We start from the raw sequence: 21,693 nt of genomic DNA, 5'->3' as shown, positions 1-21,693 counted from the left end.
ATCCTTGGTGGGGCTAACAGTAAAAAGATTAACATCAAATTTGAAATACATGAAGGTGTAAAGGTAATAACTACAAATAAGTATGATCTAGCGAGGATGATTATCTCAGCAGCGGCTATTATTTATAGACATAAACAATAATTGGGGATATCTCATGTCAGCAATCAAACTATACCGTCATCCACTGTCTGGGCATGCCCACAGAGTGGAATTGCTGTTATCCTTACTTGGATTAGAAACGGAACTTATTGATGTCGACTTGTTGAAAGGTGAACATAAACAGCCTGAGTTTTTGAAAAAAAATAGCGCAGGGCAAGTGCCCGTTATTGAAGACGGTGATGTGACCTTGTCAGACTCGAATGCTATTTTGATTTACCTCGCCAGTAAATACGATAATGCGCATACTTGGTTGCCAATAGATCCTGTACTCGCAGCCCAAGTACAAGGTTTTCTGACCATTGCCGCGAGTAGCGTTGCTTATGGACCTGCAACTGCGCGTTTAATTAACATCTTTCACGCGAAACTTGATCATCAAAAAGCGCTAGACATAGCACATGCGATTTTAAAACAATTAGACCCGCATTTAGAACATAATCCTTGGTTAGTTGGACACAAACCTACTATTGCAGATATTGCGAACTATACCCATATCGCGCATGCGCCAGAAGGGGGCGTATCGTTACAAGGCTATCCACATGTTAGACGCTGGTTATCTCGTGTTGAGGAGCTTAGAGGCTTTGTTCCCATGCAAGCGACTGCGGTTGGACTCGCTGTCTAACGTAAAGTTAGTGGCAGTGTACTGGTGGGTAAGCTTCACTGATGTTAAATTATAAAGTGTACTCATTAATAGCTAAACGTATTATGACCAAGGAGTTGGTGTGGAAAACATTGAAAGGGTATTAAATTTCATAGTCGAAATTGAAAAACTGAAAGGTGTATTACGTAAGACAAAACCTGTCGGATTAGATCGTTATGAGAACTCCGCAGAACACAGTTGGCACGTGTGTATATCTGCATTGATGCTAAAAGACTATGCGGATGATGAGATTAATATTGACCGTGTAATTAAAATGCTGTTGCTGCATGATCTTGGTGAAATAGATGCAGGAGACACGATTGTTTATGCTGCTGAAACGGCGGAGAACAAGGCGAAGGAAGCATCGGGTATTAACCGACTATTGAATATATTACCGCCCGAACAAGCAAAAGAATATATCGAGCTTTGGCATGAATTTGAACTCGGGGTTACAGCAGATTCTGTTTACGCTAAAGCTATTGATCGTGTTCCTCCATTATTGCATAACATACATGGTGAAGGGCATAGTTGGAAAGCACATAATATCTCGAAAGAACAAGTGTTTTCGGTTAACAGTAGAATTGGCAAAGGTAGTAAACAGCTGTGGACGTCGTTAGAGCAGAAACTTGAAAAGGCGGTGAGCCAGGGCCTACTTAAATAGATATTTGTTTAGTAATACAATAAAGTCGTTAAAAATGGTGAATAAGTCGGCGCTTCCTTGTTGCAGTACTTGGTCTGTTTTAGCCTTTATGTTATTTTCTATTACACAATTTATTATTGGGAATACCTAAAATGCCAAAGGCAAGTGACGTTAAAAAGAATACCGCTGTTGAATATAATAATGGCGTATACATTATCCGTGATATCGAACGTTCAGTACCACAAGGCCGTGCTGGTGGTAGTATCTACCGTATGCGTATGTACGATGTAGTTACGGGTTCAAAAATTGACGAAGTATTCAAAGACAGCGACAATCTTAATCTTGCAGATCTTACACGTAACCAAGTTATGTTCTCATACTCTGATGGTGAAGAATATGTATTCATGGATACAGAAGACTACACACCTTACAGCCTAGATAAAGCAATAATTGCTGATGAGTTATTATTCATCACAGAAGACACACAAGGTCTTCAAGTTCTTATTGTTGATGGTAAGCCAGTATCTATTGAGCTACCTTCTGCTGTTGAAATGGTTATTGTAGAAACTGACCCATCAATTAAAGGTGCGTCGGCAAGTGCTCGTACTAAACCTGCTATCCTTTCTACTGGCCTTACGGTTCAAGTACCTGAATACATCGCAAGCGGCGAAAAAATCAAGATCAATACGACTGATCACAAGTTCATGAGTCGTGCAGATAAATAATAGCGTTGTCTATTAGATAAAGGCTCGTTATCTTAAGCAGATAACGAGCCTTTTTTGTTTTTAGCACTCTGGTATGATAATTGCCGAATTATCATTTGCTGCTACGCTCATAGGACTTAAGATAAACTTAAGCATCTCATGTAATCACGATTAGGAGTGAATGTTATGATGCGTAATCTTGCAATTATTTTATCGGGGCTGTTGTTGGTCAAATAAAATATCAAGTGCTGAAGTCTTTTCTGGTTGTTCATCTAATTTACTTTGAGCTTCGATTTCAGCTAATTGATCGGTCGATTTATTTAATAGTTTAATCATGTTGTCTCGTTTATCTATTAAAAAATCATCTTTGAGATCGACAGCTTCAATTAATGTAATATTTTCATTTAACATTTTTACCGCAGTGCTATATTTTTCATGATCAAAAAATGTAGTCGCTTTGATTAAGCAATTACTCAAACGCAGTTTTAAGCGAATCTTTTCCAACTTAGATTCTTCAGTGACACAATCTTCTAATGAGATGTTTCTCTTGTGTAGTTCGTGACGCAAAATTACTTTGATACGTGAAATGCTTCGTGCTAAGTCAATTGCGGTTCGCTCATCAACAGGTTCAATAAATAGACCTGATGGTGATGCTATTTTGGCTGTTGCAATATGCATTTTCTGTTGAGTTATATGGTGTTTGATTTTATCGCTCAGCGGTTCTACGGTTAAAATGTTTTTGAGCGCGGCGATAATACGTTGGTGTAATAAGATCGTAAGTTTTGTGCTAAATGCAAGTGACGTTGCGTACTTTAAAACAATTTCGGTTTCTTCTATGCTCCGACGTTGTGCCGCTAAAACTTGGCGCTTTTTGGTTAATATCATTTTTCTTACTTGTACAAAAATTGCAACGGCAATCATTGAAAATACAAAGAGTAGGATACCCATTTCCATGAACATTAGATTCAAACTTTCTATTCCTTATTAAATGCAGCGACTTGCCTATTACGTATGGCATTCCTATGATACCTAAGTGCTGCATAATACACGGGTTTATTCGTGTCTTCACTCTTATTTGACGTTTTCAATCAATGTTTTCACTCAACGTTTTAACGTGCATGAATGCAACACTGTTTTTAATATACTGGTTCACGATTAACCATAACGTATTACTCAGGGGGCGTACTATGTGCTTTCCCCAAGTGTTGACGAAATCAGACAAAAATAAATGTTAAACCCTTGTTTTATCACTGATGGTTTTTGGTTAAAAAATAGCAGAAACGATGTAAAACGTGAGTGAACTCGCTTTATTTCATATTACTTTGGTTTAATTCGCCATGATTATCTCTATATTGACGTGTCGATTTCTATTATATGTGAGAATAACCCTATTGGAGTATTTTAGAATATATATTCATTAGGAGAATTGAGCTCACATGAACAAAAATGAAAGCCTACCGCTGCCCACCAATACGATGGAGTGGCTAACCAATAAAAACAGCATTATTATTATTTTAGATGTTGTTTTATTTGCCTTATTATATAATTTTTTACCTTTTGAAAAAGATGTGGTATTGGGGCTTAGTATTCTTAGTTTTATTGCCATTTTATGGTTAACAGAAGCACTGCATGTAAGTATTACCGCTTTATTAGTGCCTATTCTTGCTGTGGTATTTGAAGTCTTTAATACTCAAACTGCGCTTAATAATTTTTCTAACCCTATTATCTTTTTGTTCCTTGGTGGTTTTGCACTTGCTGCCGCGCTACATCGACAAGAGCTCGATAAGGTAATTGCGGATAAGGTACTTTTGCTGGCAAAAGGCAGAATGAATGTTGCGGTGTTTATGCTGTTTGGTGTCACTGCGGGTTTATCTATGTGGATCAGTAACACCGCGACAACCGCGATGATGTTACCTTTGGTATTAGGTGTACTTAACAAAGTAAACACTAAAACAGGCCATAATACTTATGTCTTTGTATTGCTTGGTATTGCTTATTGCGCCAGTATTGGTGGAATTGCAACTATCGTTGGCAGCCCCCCTAATGCGATTGCAGCGGCGCAATTAAATTTGAGTTTTACGGAATGGATGTCATATGGTGTGCCAATTACCTTGATATTACTGCCTGTGACAGTCGGTGTGCTATATATACTGCTTAAACCAAATCTGAATGAAATCTTTGAGCTAGACCATCAACCTATTGAGTGGGATAAAGGTAAAATTGTTACACTTGCTATCTTCTCGTTAACGGTATTTTTATGGATATTTAGTAAACCGATTAATGCAATGCTTGGTGGTTTCTCTAAGTTTGATACATTAGTGGCCTTGATGGCGATTGTGCTTGTAGGTGTAGCTCGAGTCGTCAATTGGAAAGATATTGAGAAGACGACTGACTGGGGTGTACTCCTGTTATTTGGCGGTGGAATTTGTTTAAGTAATATATTAAAAGCAACTGGTACCAGTGTATTCTTGGCGGAAAGCTTAAGCGGGATTCTGGCCCAGGCAGGAATGGTTATTATCATTTTAACCATTGTTGCGTTTGTCGTTATGCTGACAGAGTTTGCCAGTAATACCGCCAGTGCTGCACTGTTAATCCCAGTTTTTGCAGGTGTAGCAGAAGCGCTTGGTATGTCACCTGTTATTCTATCTGCACTTATCGCAATTTCAGCATCGTGCGCATTTATGTTACCTGTCGCAACACCTCCTAATGCGATTGTATTTAGTACCGGGCACATTAAACAATCTGAAATGATGCGTGTTGGTATCTACCTGAACTTGATTTGTATCTTTATTTTATCGATCGTAGCGTGGCTATTCTGGTTATAACGATAGGGTATTAAATTTAATGACAGTACGGATGTAAGGCCTCTATTTATAGAGGCCTTACTATTTATAAGGTTTATTCCGCCAGTATATAAAGCGTTTTATCCCCAAATTATATATTTCACGCTTATTATTAATATATTACGCTTCCAATATGCATATTTCAGTAACATAATGTTTCTATTGCATGTCCTTACATTGTCAACCATAGTAATCAGTAATGATTCAGTATATTATTTCCAGCTAATTATCAGGCATAAAAAGATGCGATAAACAGGTGTATTGTGAAAGCTAGAATTGCTATTTATTTAGTTATTATTATTGGTACTATCATCACTTATCAGGTTAATCGTTCTGAGGTTAAACAGCTAGATAAATTCCAACATTCTTTTCAGGCCGTTGAAGGGCGCTTAGGTGAGCTATTTTATCAGTTGCAAGCAATTCAATATGGCATGTCGCAATTAAGCTCCTTAAATACCGCGTTAGTTGATGATAAAAAATTAAGTTTCACATTGAATGACGATGACACTTGTCTTGTATCTAAACTTCCAACCAGTGAGCATATGTATGAATTTGAGACAAACTTCTTAGTTGCCAGTGATAAAGCGGGCTGTGAGGACAACACGGTACTGCAAAATAAGATTAAAGAGACGATAAAAATAGCACCAATGATGACGTTTCTTGCGGGCCGTGCGGATGATGTGATTAGTTTGTATTTCATTTCGTTGGATAAATTTGTGATTACCTCGCCAAAATATAATGCATTGGTTCTGAAGCCTAGTGAATTTGAAACTAAGTTGTTTACTCGACCGTATATGCAGAAAACATTGAGTGTAGATGTTGAAGATCTTGGGAATCAGATCTTCATTACTGGCCCTTATGCAGATTTAAGCCTCAACAAAGATGTCATTACCTTTTCGATTGCAATTTTCATGGATAAGACATTTTATGGTGTGCTGAACATGGATATTTTGTGGAGTGATTTAGTCTCGGATATTGATTCAGATTTTTATATAAGCAATACAGCAGTACTTCCACCGTTAGGTAATTTATCCAGTAAAAATTTAAGTTTTGATGGTCAGACGACGGATTTGCGCTTAGTGATGCCCAACGCTATGGCTGACAAGTTAAAATATCTAATCAAAAATAGTTTTGTTGATATTACGTTTTATTTTGTCGCTATTGTCCTTGCTGGTTGGGTGTTGTATACGCTTAAATTACGTCTTGTATCGCAAACGCTAGCGAAAGAGTCTCATCATGATCCATTGACTGGTTTACTTAACCGCCGTGGTTTTATAGCTGAGTTAGAAGGTATTGGAAGGCATCAGTTTTATTCGTTTATGATCATAGATCTTGATAACTTCAAACACGTTAACGATACTTATGGTCACCCTGTCGGCGATGAAGTTCTTATTCGGGTTACCACTGCAATTCGGCATATGGTCCGTGAAAAAGATATTTTTTTCCGTCTCGGTGGTGAAGAGTTTGGTTTGTTGATTGCTTATAACAAAGGCAATAAACAAATTGATATTTTTGAACGCATCTGTGAAACTGTCGCTAACTTACCGCATTATAGCGGAGATATTACATTTCACGTCACCATGTCTGGTGGTGCAATCACTACTTCTTCGATTGATCAAATTAAATTAATCAAAAGCATTATAAAGCAGGCGGATGAACTCTTGTATACAGCTAAGGTTGCAGGTAAAAACCGTGTGTTATATGGTGATTTTAATAGCCGTAATCCAATTGAACGCTAGTTCAGTGCTATATACATGCTTATTAAAAGTGTGACATCAAAACCAAGCCGATCATTCTGCTATCTCGCAGTAGGGTCACACACGCCTAGTTAATACAGTGTTGATACGGTTAAGCCTGTTGATGGTTTAACCGTATTTTGTTCGTTTTAATCATATTGTCGTTACAGTGCTCGTTTAGTTACATCTTATCTTTTTTAGCCCTTTCTAATTAGACTATATGAAGTATTTATGCGATTTAAACACATTCAGTTACCAATAAAGTGTTAATTTTGTTGCGGGTATGCAATGTAATTCTATCCGTATATGATTTTATTCTGGTCAAACCAGCTCGATACTGCGTATTTTGTAAGTTAATATAACTCAATGTGTCTTATTTGAGCGTATTAATGTGTTCGAACGCTCACTTTTATTCTTTGTTTGTTTTAATTATGTATTAAAAGTGTAAATTTACTGGCACACGAAGATCGTGTATACCCTACATAAAAATATAAAAACATAACAAAGGAATGAATCATGGCTAACAATAAACAGCATACTCTGATGGGCGAATGCCTCGCTGAGTTTATTGGCACTGGACTGCTAATTTTTTTTGGTGTCGGCTGTGTAGCAGCATTGGTATTAACAGGCGCTAGTTTTGGTCAATGGGAAATCAGTATTATTTGGGGTATGGGGGTAGCGATTGCTATTTACTGTACAGCCGGTGTATCTGGTGCTCACATTAACCCTGCTGTGACGATTGCCTTAGCAGCTTTTCACGGATTTGATAAAAGCAAAGTATTACCTTATATTTTCGCACAGCTATCAGGAGCTTTCTGTTCAGCTGCTTTAGTATACGGCTTATATAGCAACTTATTTACTGACTACGAAATCGCGAACGGTTTCCTACGTAACAGTGAAGCGGCATTATCAACAGCGGGTATCTTCTCAACTTACCCACACCCATCATTAACGTTCATTGGCGCATTTGCGGTTGAGTTCGTAATCACTGCGGTACTAATGTTCGCTATCTTAGCGTTAGGTGATGAAAGCAACGGCGAACCACGCGGTGCAATGAATCCTGTGCTTATCGGTGTATTAATTGCGGTCATTGGTGGTTCTTTAGGTCCACTAACTGGTTTTGCAATGAACCCTGCACGTGACTTCGGTCCAAAACTATTCGCTTATTTCGCGGGTTGGGATTACGCACTAACAGGCGCTAAAGAGATTCCTTACTTTATCGTGCCAATTTTAGCGCCAATTGCTGGTGCATGTTTTGGTGGCTGGTTGTATCCAAAAGTGATTGGTCAATACCTACCATCAGCAGGCCACGGTTGTACTATCCCAAACCAGTGTGATGACGAATCAGTTGAAGGTGTAGCTGCTAAAGTATAAGTATGCATTTTGAATTACACCCAAGCGGTTTTGAATACGATATTATTTATAATAAATAAGACCTATTTACTTTAAACACTAAGTATAAAGTACTCTACCAAATGAAATATAAAGGACTTCATAATGACTGAGAAAAAATACATTATTGCTTTAGACCAAGGAACAACTAGTTCTCGTGCCGTTATTCTTGACCACGATGCAAATATTGTTAGCGTCTCTCAACGTGAATTTACTCAAATCTACCCGCAAGCTGGTTGGGTTGAGCATGATCCACTTGAAATTTATGCAACTCAGAGTTCAGTATTAGTTGAAACGTTAGCGAAAACAGGTATCACCAGTGATGAGATCGCGGGTATCGGCATTACGAACCAACGTGAAACGACTATTGTTTGGAATAAAGAAACAGGCAAGCCAGTTTATAACGCAATTGTATGGCAGTGTCGTCGTACTGCAGACATTTGTGACAAATTAAAAGCACAAAACGAAGGCTTTGAAGAGTACGTTCGTGAAAACACTGGTCTTGTTGTTGACCCGTACTTCTCAGGTACAAAAATTAAATGGATCCTTGATAATGTAGAGGGTGCGCGTGAAGACGCTGAAGCAGGTAAACTACTGTTCGGTACGGTTGATACTTGGTTAGTTTGGAAAATGTCACAAGGGCGCGTTCATGTAACAGACCACACGAATGCATCACGTACCATGCTATTTAACATCAATACATTACAGTGGGATGAGAAACTACTTAAGATTCTTGATATTCCACTATCAATGATGGCAGAAGTGAAATCTTCTTCAGAAGTGTATGGTCAAGTGAACATCGGTGGTAAGGGTGGTACGCGTATCCCTCTTGCTGGTATTGCGGGCGATCAGCAAGCTGCACTTTATGGTCAAATGTGTGTAGAGCAAGGTCAAGCGAAAAATACTTATGGTACTGGTTGTTTCTTATTAATGAACACTGGTAAAGAAAAAGTAACATCTAAGAATGGCCTATTAACTACGTTAGCATGTGGACCACGCGGTGAAGTTGCATACGCACTCGAAGGCGCAGTATTCATGGGTGGTGCATCTATCCAATGGTTACGTGACGAAATGAAGTTACTTTCAGATGCGAAAGATTCTGAATACTTTGCGACTAAAGTTGAGACTTCTAATGGTGTTTATGTTGTTCCTGCATTCACAGGTTTAGGCGCACCGTACTGGGATGCATATGCTCGTGGTACGATCGTTGGTCTAACACGTGGCGTGGGTGCAAACCACATTATCCGTGCAACACTAGAAAGTATCGCGTATCAAACACGCGACGTACTTGATGCAATGCAAGCGGATTCAGGCATTAAACTGACTGAACTACGTGTAGATGGTGGTGCAGTAGCAAATAACTTCCTAATGCAATTCCAAGCTGATGTTCTAGATACAACTGTATTACGTCCAGCGGTAACGGAAGTAACAGCATTAGGTGCTGCATACCTTGCAGGTCTTGCTGTTGGTTTCTGGGATAGTCTTGATGAGCTTTCAGACAAAGCTATTATCGAAAAATCATTTGAAGCACATGATGATGAAGTAAAACGTCAGCGTCGTTACCGCGGTTGGAAACGTGCTGTTAAAGCGGCACAATCATGGTCTGAAGGTCATGACGAAGAAGACGATTTACTGTAATCGTGTTTAAGTTTGATTGCCAATAGGTCGTCGTTTTAGCTTAAATTGAAAGAGTGCCATTAAGTTTTATACTGTGGCGCTCTTTTTTTATGTGTTTTATTGCTATTTGGTCTATTTTTGTCATCAAAGTGCCATGTCTTTAATGTTTAATAGCCATTCGAACATTCAATTGGGCATGAATTTAAACTCAAATGTTCGAAATGTAAAAATAAATGCGCGAACTCGAAAGTAAATGGTGATTTTAATATGAAAGTGTTCTATATTAACTGCAGATGTTCGATAGCGGTCGTTCGCTCAAACAAGAATGTATTTAAAGTGAGTTAAGTATGAATAATGGAAATCAGAAAGTAATGACCAATGAAGTATTAGATCTGATCGTTGTTGGCGGTGGCATTAATGGTGCCGGTATTGCTGCAGACGCTGCTGGCCGAGGCTTAACTGTTGGCTTATATGAAGCAGCTGATTTTGCTTCTGCAACATCATCAGCAAGCTCTAAATTAGTTCATGGCGGTTTGCGTTACCTTGAGCATTACGAATTCCGTTTAGTATCTGAAGCATTAGCAGAACGTGAAGTATTACTTAAAAAAGCGCCACACATTGTTAAACCAATGCGTTTCCGTTTACCACATCGTCCTTTCTTACGTCCTGCAATACTGATTCGTGCAGGCTTGTTCTTGTATGATAACTTGGGTAAACGTACAACGTTACCAGGCAGCAAACAAGTAAATTTAGCGACATCAGGTTTGCTTAAAAAAGAAATTACTAAAGGTTTTGAATATTCAGATTGCTGGGTTGATGATGCGCGTTTAGTGATTCTAAACGCAATGGCAGCACAACGTAATGGCGCTGAAGTTGAAAACTATTGCCGTGTAGAAAAAGCCGTTCGTAAGGATGGTTTATGGCAAGTCACTATTCTAAACGAGCAAACAAATGTTCGTTTCGAGCGTACAGCGCGAGCATTAGTGAATGCAGCTGGCCCTTGGGTTAAGCAATTTTTCGATGACAGCATGGAAGAAAAATCGCCACGTAACATTCGTTTGGTGAAAGGTTCACACATTGTTGTTCCACGCATTCATGATGAAGAACAAGCTTACATTCTACAAAATAAAGATAACCGTATTGTATTTGTTATTCCTTATATGGAAGACTTCTCAATTATCGGTACGACAGACGTTGAATACGTTGGCGACCCACGTAAAGTAGCGATCTCTGATGAAGAAGTTGATTACCTGATTGATGTTGTAAACGAACATTTTGTTAAACAACTTGCACCGAGTGACGTTGTTTGGACTTACAGTGGTGTACGTCCACTCTGTGATGACGAATCGTCATCACCACAAGCAATTACACGTGATTACACACTGGAAATTGAGCAAGAAGGCACACAAGCGCCATTGCTATCTATCTTCGGTGGCAAGTTAACAACTTACCGTAAACTGGCTGAATCTGCGATGAATCTAATTTCACCGTACTTTGACAAGCTAGGTGATTCATGGACTGCTGATACAGCGCTACCAGGTGGTGATTTTAACTATCCTCGTACACAGCTAGTTGCCAATATCTGTTCACAGCATTTATGGCTAAACCCTGAAACCGCTAAGCGTTATGTTAATCAGTTTGGTACAGATTCTTGGAACTTATTTAAAGATTGTCAATCTGAAGCTGATTTTGGCATTCACTTTGGCCAAGGCGTTTATAGCCGCGAAATTGATTACTTGATTGAAACTGAATTTGCTAAGAAAGCGGAAGACGTATTATGGCGTCGTACTAAGCTTGGTTTGTACTTAAATAAAGCACAACAAGCTGCTGTTACTGACTACATTAATGCACAAGTAGTAAAGCTTAATCCGGTAAAGCTAGATAAAGTTGGTTAATTGCGTAACTCACTACGCTGATTGAACAACTTGTATTAAAGCGCTGCTAATCATTGATTAGCAGCGCTTTTTTATAGCTGTCATTTAAGATAATGATGATGGGTATTATTGGTATTACATACTGGCATAATTGGGTCCGCTACCGCCTTCCGGTGGTGTCCATACTATGTTTTGTGAGGGATCCTTAATATCACAAGCCTTACAGTGAATGCAATTTTCAGCATTAATCTGGAATTTAACTTCGTCGTTGATGGTTATTATTTCATAAACGGCCGCAGGGCAATACCGTTGTGCAGGTTCTGCAAAGCGGGGTAGGTTAGAGCACATCGGGATACTGGGGTCGGTGAGTTTAAGGTGGCAAGGTTGGTCTGCATCATGTTGTATATTGGCTAAAAATACCGAGCTTAACCGATCAAACGTTAATTCGTTGTCTGGTTTAGGATAAACGATTTCAGTGGCAGATTTTACTTTTTGTAATTGGCTGTGATCTGGTTTTGAATCGTGCAGTGTAAAAGGCAAGCTTTTATGCAGTATGTTCTGTTCAAACCAGGTGACACCTAGCATGGCATTACATCTGTGGGTGATAGGTGCAAAATTACGAGATTGATATAGCTCTTGGTATACCCAGGATGCTTCGTATAATAGGGTGAAATTATCAAGAGTCTCTTTATTTAATGCGATTGCTGAAAATACGGTTTCGGCACCAACCATCCCCGTTTTCATTGCGGTGTGCGTACCTTTCAATTTTGCCACATTCAGTGTACCTGCATCGCAACCAAGTAATAACCCGCCGGGAAACACCATTTTAGGTAGTGAGTTATACCCACCTTTAGTGATAGTTCTGGCTCCGTAAGCAAGGCGCTTTCCTCCTTTAAGGTAACGACAAAATGCGGGGTGTAATTTGAGTCGTTGAAATTCGTCGAAAGGACTGAGGTTAGGATTTTGGTAATTTAAGTCGGTGATCAAACCAACATAAGCCTGATCTTTACCTAGATGATATAAGAATGCCCCGCCAGTGGCGCCGTGCTCTGCTAATGGCCAGCCGATACTGTGCATCACGAAGCCCGGGTGATGAAGGGCTGGATCGATTTGCCACAGTTCTTTAATACCGAGTCCGTAATGTTGTGGGTCTACGTCTTTATCTAGCTTGTATTTTTCGATCAGTTGTTTACCTAGATGACCACGTGAACCTTCTGTGATTAAGGTGTATTTACTAATCAATTCCATACCGGGCATGAAGTTATCTTTTTCTTTTCCGTGTTTATTGCGACCCATATCACCAGTGATTACACCTTTGACACTGCCGTCCTGATTAAATGCTAAATCGTTGGCGGTAAAACCAGTGAAGATCTCAACACCGAGCTCTTGCGCTTGCTGTGCTAACCAAATACATAAATCGCCAAGGCTGATGATATAGTTATGTTTGTTGTCTAAGCTTGATGGGACTAACATACTGGGGACGCGACGGGCTGTGGTCGCATTTTTAAGTAGCCAAGTTTCATCTCGTTTTACGGCGTTGGTCACTGGGGTGTTTAAGTTTTGCCAGTCGGGAAACAGTTCGTCTAATGCGCGGGGTTCAAAGACTGTACCTGCAAGGGTATGTCCACCAATATCAGCGGCTTTTTCGAGGACACAAACGCTCAGTTCGGTGCCAGATTCTAGCGCTAGTTGACGCAAGCGACAGGCCGCAGATAATCCAGCTGGACCAGCCCCGACAATGATAACATCAAACTCCATTGATTCATGTTCCACGCTTGGCATCCTTATTCAATGACTTACATTAAGTATTGTGTATGTTTGAATAAGCGCCAATCATATTGTAATTAGCGACTAACTAGTTGAATTAGACTGGTTAGTTCAATTATTTTAGTGAAAATGAATGTGCAATTAAAAATATTGGTTACAATAACGTTAATGACTTTCAACCAATATACTCAGTTTAATTTGAGGTTTTATTATGTTAAAAAAATCCCCTTTAGCAATATTGCTAACGATGGCGTCTTTCAATACCTTTGCCGCTGAATGTGGCTCTGTGACAATCGCAGATATGAACTTAGGCAGCGCCACGTTGGTGGCTAATATTGATGCGTTCATTTTAACCAACGGCTATGGCTGCGATGTTGAAATTGTACCTGGTAACGCGACGATAACTGCGACGTCGATGATTGAAAAAAACACCCCTGATATCGCGCCCGAATTTTGGACTAACCAGATAAGGACAACATTGGAAAAAGGCGGGGAGGAAGGTCGTATTGTTGTTGCGGGGGATTTACTTTCTGATGGTGCCGTTTCTGGTTTTTGGGTGCCTGCGTATATGGTAGAGAAAGATCCGTCTTTAGCTACGTTAGCTGGTATTAAGGCCAATGCTAAATTATTTAAACACCCAGAAGATCCAAGTCGCTCTGCTTTTATGGCGTGTCCTGCAGGCTGGACTTGCCAGATATCAACCACCAACTTATTCAACGCGATGGGCCTTTCTGACTACGGTTTTGACTTAGTGGATCCTGGTTCCGGTGCTGGATTAGCTGGTTCAATGGTAAAGGCGTACGAAAATAAAGAAGCATGGTTTGGCTATTATTGGTCGCCAACCGCGCTTATGGATAAATATGAGATGGTTCGTGTTGATTTTGGTACTGGTTTTAACCGTGATGAATTTGAAAACTGTACCATTATCGAAGACTGTGAAAACCCGAAAGTGACCGATTATCCTGCTGCACCTGTACAGAGCATTGTCACAACTAGTTTTTCTAAAAGAGAACCAGCGGTTATGCAGTATCTTTCCAAACGTACATTTACTAATAGCGAAATGAATCAACAGCTTGCTTGGGTAGAAGAAGAGCAAGCCGATGGTGATTATGCCGCAGAACACTTCTTATTGAATAATAAGGCAATGTGGAGTCAATGGGTAACAAGCGATGCAGTTAAAAAAATTAATGCAGCGTTAGCTGATTTATAGCCACTAAATAGCGTTTAGAACGTGTGATAGATACATAATTTAAGGAAGCTGAAATGCTTCCTTTTTAATATTTTCGATATTGAAATCAGTACCATATTCTAGTTGCTAACTATAGCTGAATAATTAGAGTTGGGTTAAAGTGAAGCAAAATCACGGACTAGTATTAACTCGCAATTTTGCTTGATTATCACAAATTAAACTTATTCGGTCTCGGCCTTCAGTGTGACTGGAAGACCTGCTCCGCGTTCACCATCACGAGCTTGGAGGAATACTGCACTAGACCATGGCGGAACTTCAAATTGACCATTAGTAAAGCTAGCGTTACTGGCAATAGAGTTAGTTTGGTTGTGCGTGGTACTCAGTTCAAATCCTATAAGGTCGATAGTGTTATTACTGTTATCAAGGAAATGACCAATTGCTTGTTTCTGAGGCGTCGCATTAATTATAATAACAATAGAATCAAGTTTACTGTCTAAATCCGCTGTTTGTGTTAAGCCATTATCGATGCTCATTACAATGATTCCCGGTGTTTGATCTTTTCCTACGTTACGGAAATCAACACGGCTAATAATTTCATCTGCATTTGGCAGAGCCATCAGTGGTGACGCTTTACGAAGTCGAAGCAGCTCTTTGTAGAACTCAAACATCTGGTCTAGGTTTGCGGCACTTGGTTGTGCGTTTACTGTTTGTATCTTTTCGATTAAGTCATAGTTGGCGGCGTCTTTATCTTTCGCTGGAAGACCTTTATTCCAGTTGTTGTCATTAAGGGTAAAATCAACACGATTATACCAGTCCCCATAATCGTAGGAATCACGTTGCATAGATTTAGAACGCAGCAGTTCACCACCCATATGGTTAAATGGCATAGCTTGACCAAGTAACACGGTAGAAATGCCAATCGCCTGCATGCGAACGCGATCGTCTAGTGAGACATCGTGTGATATTTTGTACATATTAATATCCCAAAGCGTCTGGTTATCATGCTTAGAGACATAGTTTTGAGTCTCCCAAGGTTGTTCTGCATAGCCAGCTGCCTGACCATTATAGTCTAACGTTGAACCTTTCTGAGTGTTGCCTTTATAGTCAACAAATTCGAAATTTTTGAGGTTACCGGCCATACCTAAACGAGTGAGATCTATTTGGTGCAGTGCACGTGCTAATTCATCTGATACTCCGTCATCATTAACATTGGCTGCAATGTTGACTCGCTCATTCGGCATCACATAGGCGCCTGTAGCAAAGCCTTGTGTTTTACGTATACTTTCTCCGGTATCAAAGGGACTTCCTCCACGTACGGCATCACGCAGTCGATCAGAGAAAGAACCAATACCCGTACCACCTAAGTGTTTTTGGGTTGCCTGAACAAAACGTTTGTCGTCTTGGACTTCACCAAAGTTCCAGCCTTCACCATAGAAGTATACGTCTGGATTAACTTGACGGGCAGCCTTAAGTGTTTCCTGCATTTGCGACAGTGGGTGATGGCCCATTAAATCCCAACGGAATGCATCAATCTTGTATGCTTTGACCCAGGTTTGAATTGAATCATCGATAAGTTTGGCAAACATTGCATTTTCTGGTGCAGTGTTATCGCAACATGTTGACGTTTCTATCGCGCCGGTATCAGGGACTAAGCGTTGGTAATAAATCGGAACAACTTTGTCTAGTACCGACTTGTCATCTAGGCCTGACGCATTAGTGTGGTTGTAAACAACATCCACAATCACATTCATACCTATATCTTCTTTGATTGACTTAACCATTTCGCGGAATTCTAGGATCCGCTTGGAACCCTCGGATTCTGTTGCATATGAACCTTCTGGTACTGTGTAGTGAAGCGGATCATAGCCCCAGTTGTAGCTATCGACGCTACGTACGTATTCATTGAGATCTTGAACTTTTGTATTGTCTTTGCTGTCGACTTCAGCAAGTTCTGTAAAGGCATCTGAAATTGAGCCTCCACTTGTGCAATAGTTTGAAAACTCAGACTGTTTTATCGTAGGGTTTAGCTCACAAAGTTTACTAAATGCTTGGTCGATATTTGCTACTTTTTCCGGGTCTTCGTTAATAGTCGCAATATCGAATACTGGCATTAAGTGTAAGTGGGTCATGCCTGCTTTACTTAGCTGTTTAAGGTGTTCGACTGGTACGGATTCTTGCTCGGTAAAGGCAAGGTACTTACCTTTATTCAGCGTACTTTCATCGCGCGCTGAGAAATCACGGACGTGTGATTCATAGATCACCATGTCAGAAAGATCGCTTTCTTTTTGAGAATGAGGCGCTTCTAAGTTATCCCAGCCGTTTGGTTTTAATTGGTCCGAATCTAAGTTAATTACCTGACTGTAGATGGAGTTAGTTGAAAGACTGACTGAATACGGGTCCGTGACTTCATAGCCGTAGCCTTTTTGTTTACGAGGTTGGAATATCTTCATAGCATAACGATAGAACTTCCCATCTACCGCATTACTTTCAAGATCGACGCTCCAGCTACCCGATGTTTTGTCTTCAACCATTGCAATACGTTGAGCTTCTGATTTATTACTATTGTAGATAACCAGCTCGATGCTGCTGGCAGTTGGGGCCCAAAGCCGGAAAGTTACGTCGTTATTATTATAGATTGGACCATATTGCAGTTCTGTGGCTTCTTGTGCAAATAATGCATCCAATGCGCCAGCGTACTGGATACCTGTGGTGGACCGAAATTTACCATTGTTGGTTGAAGCAATCACGACCATACTGCCTTTCAGTAATGAAGAAAGTGCTATATCTGCTGGAAGAGTAGGTAAAGAAAATACAGGGTATTCAGCAAGATGAGGGTATTTCGTTTTCTGCTCCACTGTTAGCTCGGTAGAATTCAATATAATGGAAGCACCAGAAACGACCTTCTTAGATTTTCCATTTTCAATGATCTCTTTAACTTTATATTTACCATCATGGTTGAACATAATTTGGACCATGTCGGCATTCGCTCCACCTTTCCATACAAGAGTTTTGTCGTCTAGCATGATCGCGCCTAAGGTATCGATTGAGAATTCAGATGATGGTCCGGATAATTCAAAAGCTTGTTCGCGAGAATCGTATTGAGTCGTACTACCTGGAATAAAAGTGACAGAACGATTATTTCCCATAGTTGCAATATTTATTTTAATATTTGAGTCAATAAGCTTATCTTTATTTCCATTACGGAAGATAACATTGAAGCAACCAGATTCCGTACTTGTGACAGGAAGATACCAGATAGGGCCAAATTCATCATTATCATCTGGAGTAACGGAGATATCATTCCAATCTGTATTTTTGGCTGAATCAGTTAATCCTTCACAACCCCCATCTGGAATTTTATCTGTTCCCCAGAGGTGAAGGTTCATGTTCTCGTAGGGTGTGTAATCACCCATGGCATCGTAAATCTGCAATGCCACCATGCCTTCTTGAGGAGCATTAAACGCCTTTGGCTTGATGGTCTCAGGCATGATGACATCTGTACCAGCCTGCGGAAGCCCCTTAGCCGTGAGTAGTCCATCTCGACGGGATCCTTCAACTTTTTTAGTGCTATTGTCTGCAACAAAAAATTCTTTTCCTAAATCAGCTTCACTAATAGCTACTGTAACTTGTGTTACTTGGTTTCCATCTTTGACTGCTAGCGTGCTACATGAATTGAGTACATTTTTATTAAGCAGCCAAACAGGGCCAAACTCATCAGCGCTAATTGTAGATACAGGGTTAATATTCTTGCAGTTTAGCGTCCAGTGAGTGTATTTAGGCGCATTTGACAGTAAGGATTCGACGGGATTAACGCTTATTATATAGCTGATAATAAATTGTTCTTTAGATGCTGAAGGTGCGTCATCCGGTAGGGCGATTGTCGGTTGAAGTTCAACTGGAACAGGTTGTGAAATACTCGGTTCTATTAATTCATCTGGGATAGTGGGAGTGACAGGTTTTGAAGGTGCAGATGAATTGTTATTACACCCTACGGTAATAGCTGCAGAGCATAGCGGTATAATTATTTTCGCAAGTGCTGAATATTTAAATTGTGTCGTATTATTTTTCACTGTCTCAATCCCTTGGTTATTTATAAATTTGGCTAAGAGTTCAGAAATAATTAATTGTTTCTGTGATGATAAATAAATGGGTGACAATAACATCAACCTTTTCAATAAGCTTTGGGGTGGAGGCAAAGGGGGGGAGATAATATTTAATTTGAAATAAATCACACTAATTAGGCTTAGTCTTGTGATTAAGGAACAAAAAGCATGTACGGAGGTTTAAGCAAGTCACTTTTTGTAGGCAAGTACGGTAAAAAATGTAATTCATTAATTATTAACTTTTTTGCTGGGAGCTAAGACAAAAGCTAAAATTTGAGATCGTCAGTCGGTTTCTCGTGATAAACCTTAAATTTCAATTCTTATCGTTTAGTTGTGGCCAAATTACGGGACTGATCATTTGAGGTGTGTTTATGTTGAATTTACGGAGAGGGCTAGTTGCATACTGGCTAAATAAAAAGGCCATCACTTTGTTGTAATGGCCTTTTTTAATGTTAGCAGTTACTACTTATACGCTTTAGTTATTTTTCTTCAGTAAAGAAATCGTTATATAACATATATAGGTGGGCAGCACTCCAAGAAAAATTTGGCGCGCCTTGTTGTTCACCTGTTAGCGGGTTGTAGTTCTCACGAATTGGACCGTCTTGCACTAGGCCATCGGCGTTATCAAAGAAAGCCGTTGCCATTTTAACTGCATCTTCACGGTAACCATATTGTTCCATGCCTTTTAGGCCAAAGTAGAACTGGTCAACCCATACACGCCCACGCCAGTAAATATCAGGACCAAAAGCAGGACTTGAAATAGCAGCTGTTCCAAGTGGTACATAGGTATTGAATTCGCTCGTATCCTTCATTACTTTTACTACAGCGTCAGCGTTATCTTGTGTTGCTGCGCCATTAAATAGTGGTGACCAACCTTCAGGGCCTTTACCACGTTCAACAATAGGTTTACCCGCACAGCCATTGGCTAGTTCTTTATCTTCGATACGGATATCGTAGAAGAAGCCAGTACTTTCATCAAACATACACGTATTGATGTAAGTCGCTAGGTAATCCGCTTTATCACGGAATTCTTTCGCTTCATCATCTTTACCTAACATATCGGCCATTTGCGCTAAGTATTTATTATCGCTATACATGTAGCTGGCTTGATCAACTGACTCTTGTAGCAATGAGTAACCAAGTAGGGTGCCATCTTCAGCGCGGTTTTGGGCAAATGCCACATCCCAATCACTGCGTTTACCACCATTTGCAACGTAAGCATCTAGCTGTTCTTCACTGATAAAACCGAATACTGCGGCGTCATCACGACCTGACTCCCAAGATGCAGCTGTTTGTGCTGGTACTTCAATATGTTCAAAGTTACCTTCGGCAAGGATCCTGTTGTATTTTTCGATGCCTGCATACTTGTAATCTTTACCACCACGTTTAACCGTGAACAGCATATTTCCTTCTGTATCATTGTGAGCTTTATGGCGTGTTGCACCATATTCTGGTACACCATTACCATTGTTATCACGGTTACGTAACCACCAGTTATGATAAGCGACTAGCTGCGGATACATTTCTTCTATCCAAGCCTTATCACCAGTGGTGTTGTATACTTCCATTACAGCCCAAGCTGCTAAACTTGGTTTAGTATTACGTTCACTCCAGTTACTACCGTCACCGCCACGTTCAGGGCTGGTATTATAGGCCAGTAAGTCAGGTATATAGCCTTCATCCCATGGACGAACAGGATCGTTAGCTTGAATTTGGTAAGCGAACATCGCACGAATGTTATCTTTTGCTACGTCAGGATTGAAGTGTGCCATTGCAAATGCTTGTTTCCAAGTATCCCACGGCCAAGTTTGGTTACCTGAGAACCAACGCGCTGTTACTGAAGGTGTAACAGAATCAAACTTCATTGCACCAGCTACGCCACGCCAGTTACCATTTAATGTTTCTATCGCTTTTACGGCAACACGCTCTTGCTCTTGAGTCGCGTAAGTATTGGTTAAACCTTTGTCTAAATAACCTTCCCAGCGCTGTTCAGAAGCACTTAAATACGCAGTCGGGTTCGCGAGTATTGCTTTAATGTTTGCTTGTTCAGCCTGATTTTCTTCTGCTGTTAGTACGTGCGAATAAGTTGTATAAAAGGTTGTTGAACCTGCTATCGTCGCTTTTGAGGTGAACTTGTGCTCATCAATTTCGGTATTCATTGGAATTGATTTATGGATTTGGTATTCAGAATCACCTGAAGTTAGTAGTGACGAAGTTGCACGTACTTTACCGAAGGTGACCGTTAAGCCATCGTCTGTTGCCACAAGCATACGATCATAATTAGGGTAGGCTTGGTCGATGGTTTTATCTGATTGTGATTTACCTTCTTTTGCGTGGTTCTTCTCAAGTAACTCACCATCCCAAACCAATTCTACTGGTGAGTCTGACGTTACTTTGGTTTCAAGCAATGAAGTACGGTTTGATGCAAAGCGCAGTGTTAATTCAACCGTGACATCATCTGATGTTAACTTCTGAACTAATGCCCCTGGTAAGCTGTATGCGTCCATTGTAAAAGCAACTTTTTTACCGTTTTTGAGCACACTTAAGCGATCAAAATTGTTAGACATAAAATTAATGTATTCTTCAGTTAACAGTGCCGTACCAGGGAAACCGCCCATGCCTTCGTCATTGTCTGGTAGTAGATGACCGTGCCATGCGCCAAGGTCAAAAAATGGGTTAAAGCGCTGATGGTCATAAAAATCATAATCACGCATGTATTCAGGTGAACCTGAGCGGTCAATAACATTCTTATATTCAGTTGTTTGTGATTCACTATTTGCTGAAAATGGTGAAAGGCTGCAACCTGTAATCAGCAGTGCTGTGCCAATCGATATCGTAATAAGTGACTTATTTAAGTTCATTATTCATATTCCTTGTTATCAGTAGAAGTGCTGCATCACAAACACTGTGTTATCAGAGTCAGATGTATCGTTACGTATTTAGTTTTCATCTGAATCGTTTCTGTTTGTGTGACAAAGGGATAATACGCAAGTTGATATACCTCTAAAGGCTAGCTACGCTGTGATTTCAAA

Annotated in this window: 13 protein-coding genes; 9 read left to right on the top strand and 4 right to left on the bottom strand. The window is 40.0% G+C overall.

The genetic code is table 11. The features are described 5' to 3' along the window. Positions 1 to 154 precede the first annotated feature (154 nt). The 3 genes from HWV02_RS14165 to yeiP all read left to right on the top strand — a co-directional run bounded on the left by HWV02_RS14165 (position 155) and on the right by yeiP (position 2,161). A complete protein-coding gene (locus HWV02_RS14165; protein ID WP_211688337.1) occupies positions 155 to 778 on the top strand; it encodes a glutathione S-transferase family protein in 624 nt (207 codons plus the stop codon). A 100-nt stretch (positions 779 to 878) separates the two neighbouring features. Continuing rightward, positions 879 to 1,457 carry an HD domain-containing protein gene (locus HWV02_RS14160; protein WP_211676423.1) on the top strand — a complete coding sequence of 193 codons (579 nt, stop codon included), beginning with the start codon at positions 879 to 881 and terminating at the stop codon, positions 1,455 to 1,457. Between the two features lie 131 nt (positions 1,458 to 1,588). After that, positions 1,589 to 2,161, top strand: a complete 573-nt coding sequence (gene yeiP, locus HWV02_RS14155) for an elongation factor P-like protein YeiP (RefSeq protein WP_211672077.1) — start codon at positions 1,589 to 1,591, stop codon at positions 2,159 to 2,161. A gap of 189 nt (positions 2,162 to 2,350) precedes the next feature. On the opposite strand, the gene HWV02_RS14150 is transcribed toward yeiP, so the two are convergent. Next, a complete protein-coding gene (locus HWV02_RS14150; RefSeq protein ID WP_211680214.1) occupies positions 2,351 to 3,100 on the bottom strand; it encodes a hypothetical protein in 750 nt (249 codons plus the stop codon). A gap of 476 nt (positions 3,101 to 3,576) precedes the next feature. On the opposite strand from HWV02_RS14150, the gene HWV02_RS14145 reads away from it, so the two are divergent. The 5 genes from HWV02_RS14145 to glpD all read left to right on the top strand — a co-directional run bounded on the left by HWV02_RS14145 (position 3,577) and on the right by glpD (position 11,623). Next, on the top strand, positions 3,577 to 4,965 hold the full coding sequence (locus HWV02_RS14145; RefSeq protein ID WP_211676422.1) for a DASS family sodium-coupled anion symporter: 1,389 nt from the start codon (positions 3,577 to 3,579) through the stop codon (positions 4,963 to 4,965). Between the two features lie 281 nt (positions 4,966 to 5,246). Continuing rightward, entirely contained in the window at positions 5,247 to 6,722 is a 1,476-nt protein-coding gene (locus HWV02_RS14140) for a diguanylate cyclase domain-containing protein (RefSeq protein WP_211676421.1), read from the top strand. A 513-nt stretch (positions 6,723 to 7,235) separates the two neighbouring features. Further along, positions 7,236 to 8,093, top strand: a complete 858-nt coding sequence (locus tag HWV02_RS14135; RefSeq protein ID WP_211676420.1) for an MIP/aquaporin family protein — start codon at positions 7,236 to 7,238, stop codon at positions 8,091 to 8,093. Positions 8,094 to 8,216: 123 nt separating this feature from the next. Continuing rightward, complete coding sequence (gene glpK, locus HWV02_RS14130) at positions 8,217 to 9,749, top strand: glycerol kinase GlpK (RefSeq protein WP_211676419.1); 1,533 nt, start codon at positions 8,217 to 8,219, stop codon at positions 9,747 to 9,749. Between the two features lie 326 nt (positions 9,750 to 10,075). Further along, on the top strand, positions 10,076 to 11,623 hold the full coding sequence (glpD, locus tag HWV02_RS14125) for a glycerol-3-phosphate dehydrogenase (RefSeq protein ID WP_211688335.1): 1,548 nt from the start codon (positions 10,076 to 10,078) through the stop codon (positions 11,621 to 11,623). A 114-nt stretch (positions 11,624 to 11,737) separates the two neighbouring features. Here the strand turns inward: glpD and HWV02_RS14120 are convergent, their stop codons facing one another. Next, complete coding sequence (locus HWV02_RS14120; protein ID WP_211676416.1) at positions 11,738 to 13,375, bottom strand: electron transfer flavoprotein-ubiquinone oxidoreductase; 1,638 nt, start codon at positions 13,373 to 13,375, stop codon at positions 11,738 to 11,740. A 205-nt stretch (positions 13,376 to 13,580) separates the two neighbouring features. On the opposite strand from HWV02_RS14120, the gene HWV02_RS14115 reads away from it, so the two are divergent. Continuing rightward, positions 13,581 to 14,579, top strand: coding sequence for an ABC transporter substrate-binding protein (locus HWV02_RS14115; protein WP_211688334.1), 999 nt, complete (start codon positions 13,581 to 13,583; stop codon positions 14,577 to 14,579). Positions 14,580 to 14,779: 200 nt separating this feature from the next. On the opposite strand, the gene pulA is transcribed toward HWV02_RS14115, so the two are convergent. Then, positions 14,780 to 18,628, bottom strand: coding sequence for a pullulanase-type alpha-1,6-glucosidase (gene pulA / locus HWV02_RS14110; RefSeq protein ID WP_211688332.1), 3,849 nt, complete (start codon positions 18,626 to 18,628; stop codon positions 14,780 to 14,782). A 512-nt stretch (positions 18,629 to 19,140) separates the two neighbouring features. Continuing rightward, a complete protein-coding gene (gene ygjK / locus HWV02_RS14105) occupies positions 19,141 to 21,522 on the bottom strand; it encodes an alpha-glucosidase (RefSeq protein WP_211688330.1) in 2,382 nt (793 codons plus the stop codon). Positions 21,523 to 21,693 lie beyond the last annotated feature (171 nt).

Origin of the sequence: Moritella sp. 28 (assembly GCF_018219435.1) — a bacterium.
In the GTDB taxonomy this organism is placed as follows: domain Bacteria; phylum Pseudomonadota; class Gammaproteobacteria; order Enterobacterales; family Moritellaceae; genus Moritella.
This window is presented reverse-complemented; position numbering and strand designations above follow the sequence as displayed.

Excerpts from the sequence above, each read along its gene's own strand:
- HWV02_RS14135 (WP_211676420.1), top strand. The coding sequence starts at position 7,236 with ATGGCTAACAATAAACAGCATACTCTGATGGGCGAATGCCTCGCTGAG.
- ygjK (WP_211688330.1), bottom strand. The coding sequence starts at position 21,522 with ATGAACTTAAATAAGTCACTTATTACGATATCGATTGGCACAGCACTG.
- HWV02_RS14145 (WP_211676422.1), top strand. The coding sequence starts at position 3,577 with ATGAACAAAAATGAAAGCCTACCGCTGCCCACCAATACGATGGAGTGG.
- yeiP (WP_211672077.1), top strand. The coding sequence starts at position 1,589 with ATGCCAAAGGCAAGTGACGTTAAAAAGAATACCGCTGTTGAATATAAT.
- HWV02_RS14150 (WP_211680214.1), bottom strand. The coding sequence starts at position 3,100 with ATGTTCATGGAAATGGGTATCCTACTCTTTGTATTTTCAATGATTGCC.
- HWV02_RS14115 (WP_211688334.1), top strand. The coding sequence starts at position 13,581 with ATGTTAAAAAAATCCCCTTTAGCAATATTGCTAACGATGGCGTCTTTC.
- glpD (WP_211688335.1), top strand. The coding sequence starts at position 10,076 with ATGAATAATGGAAATCAGAAAGTAATGACCAATGAAGTATTAGATCTG.
- glpK (WP_211676419.1), top strand. The coding sequence starts at position 8,217 with ATGACTGAGAAAAAATACATTATTGCTTTAGACCAAGGAACAACTAGT.
- HWV02_RS14165 (WP_211688337.1), top strand. The coding sequence starts at position 155 with ATGTCAGCAATCAAACTATACCGTCATCCACTGTCTGGGCATGCCCAC.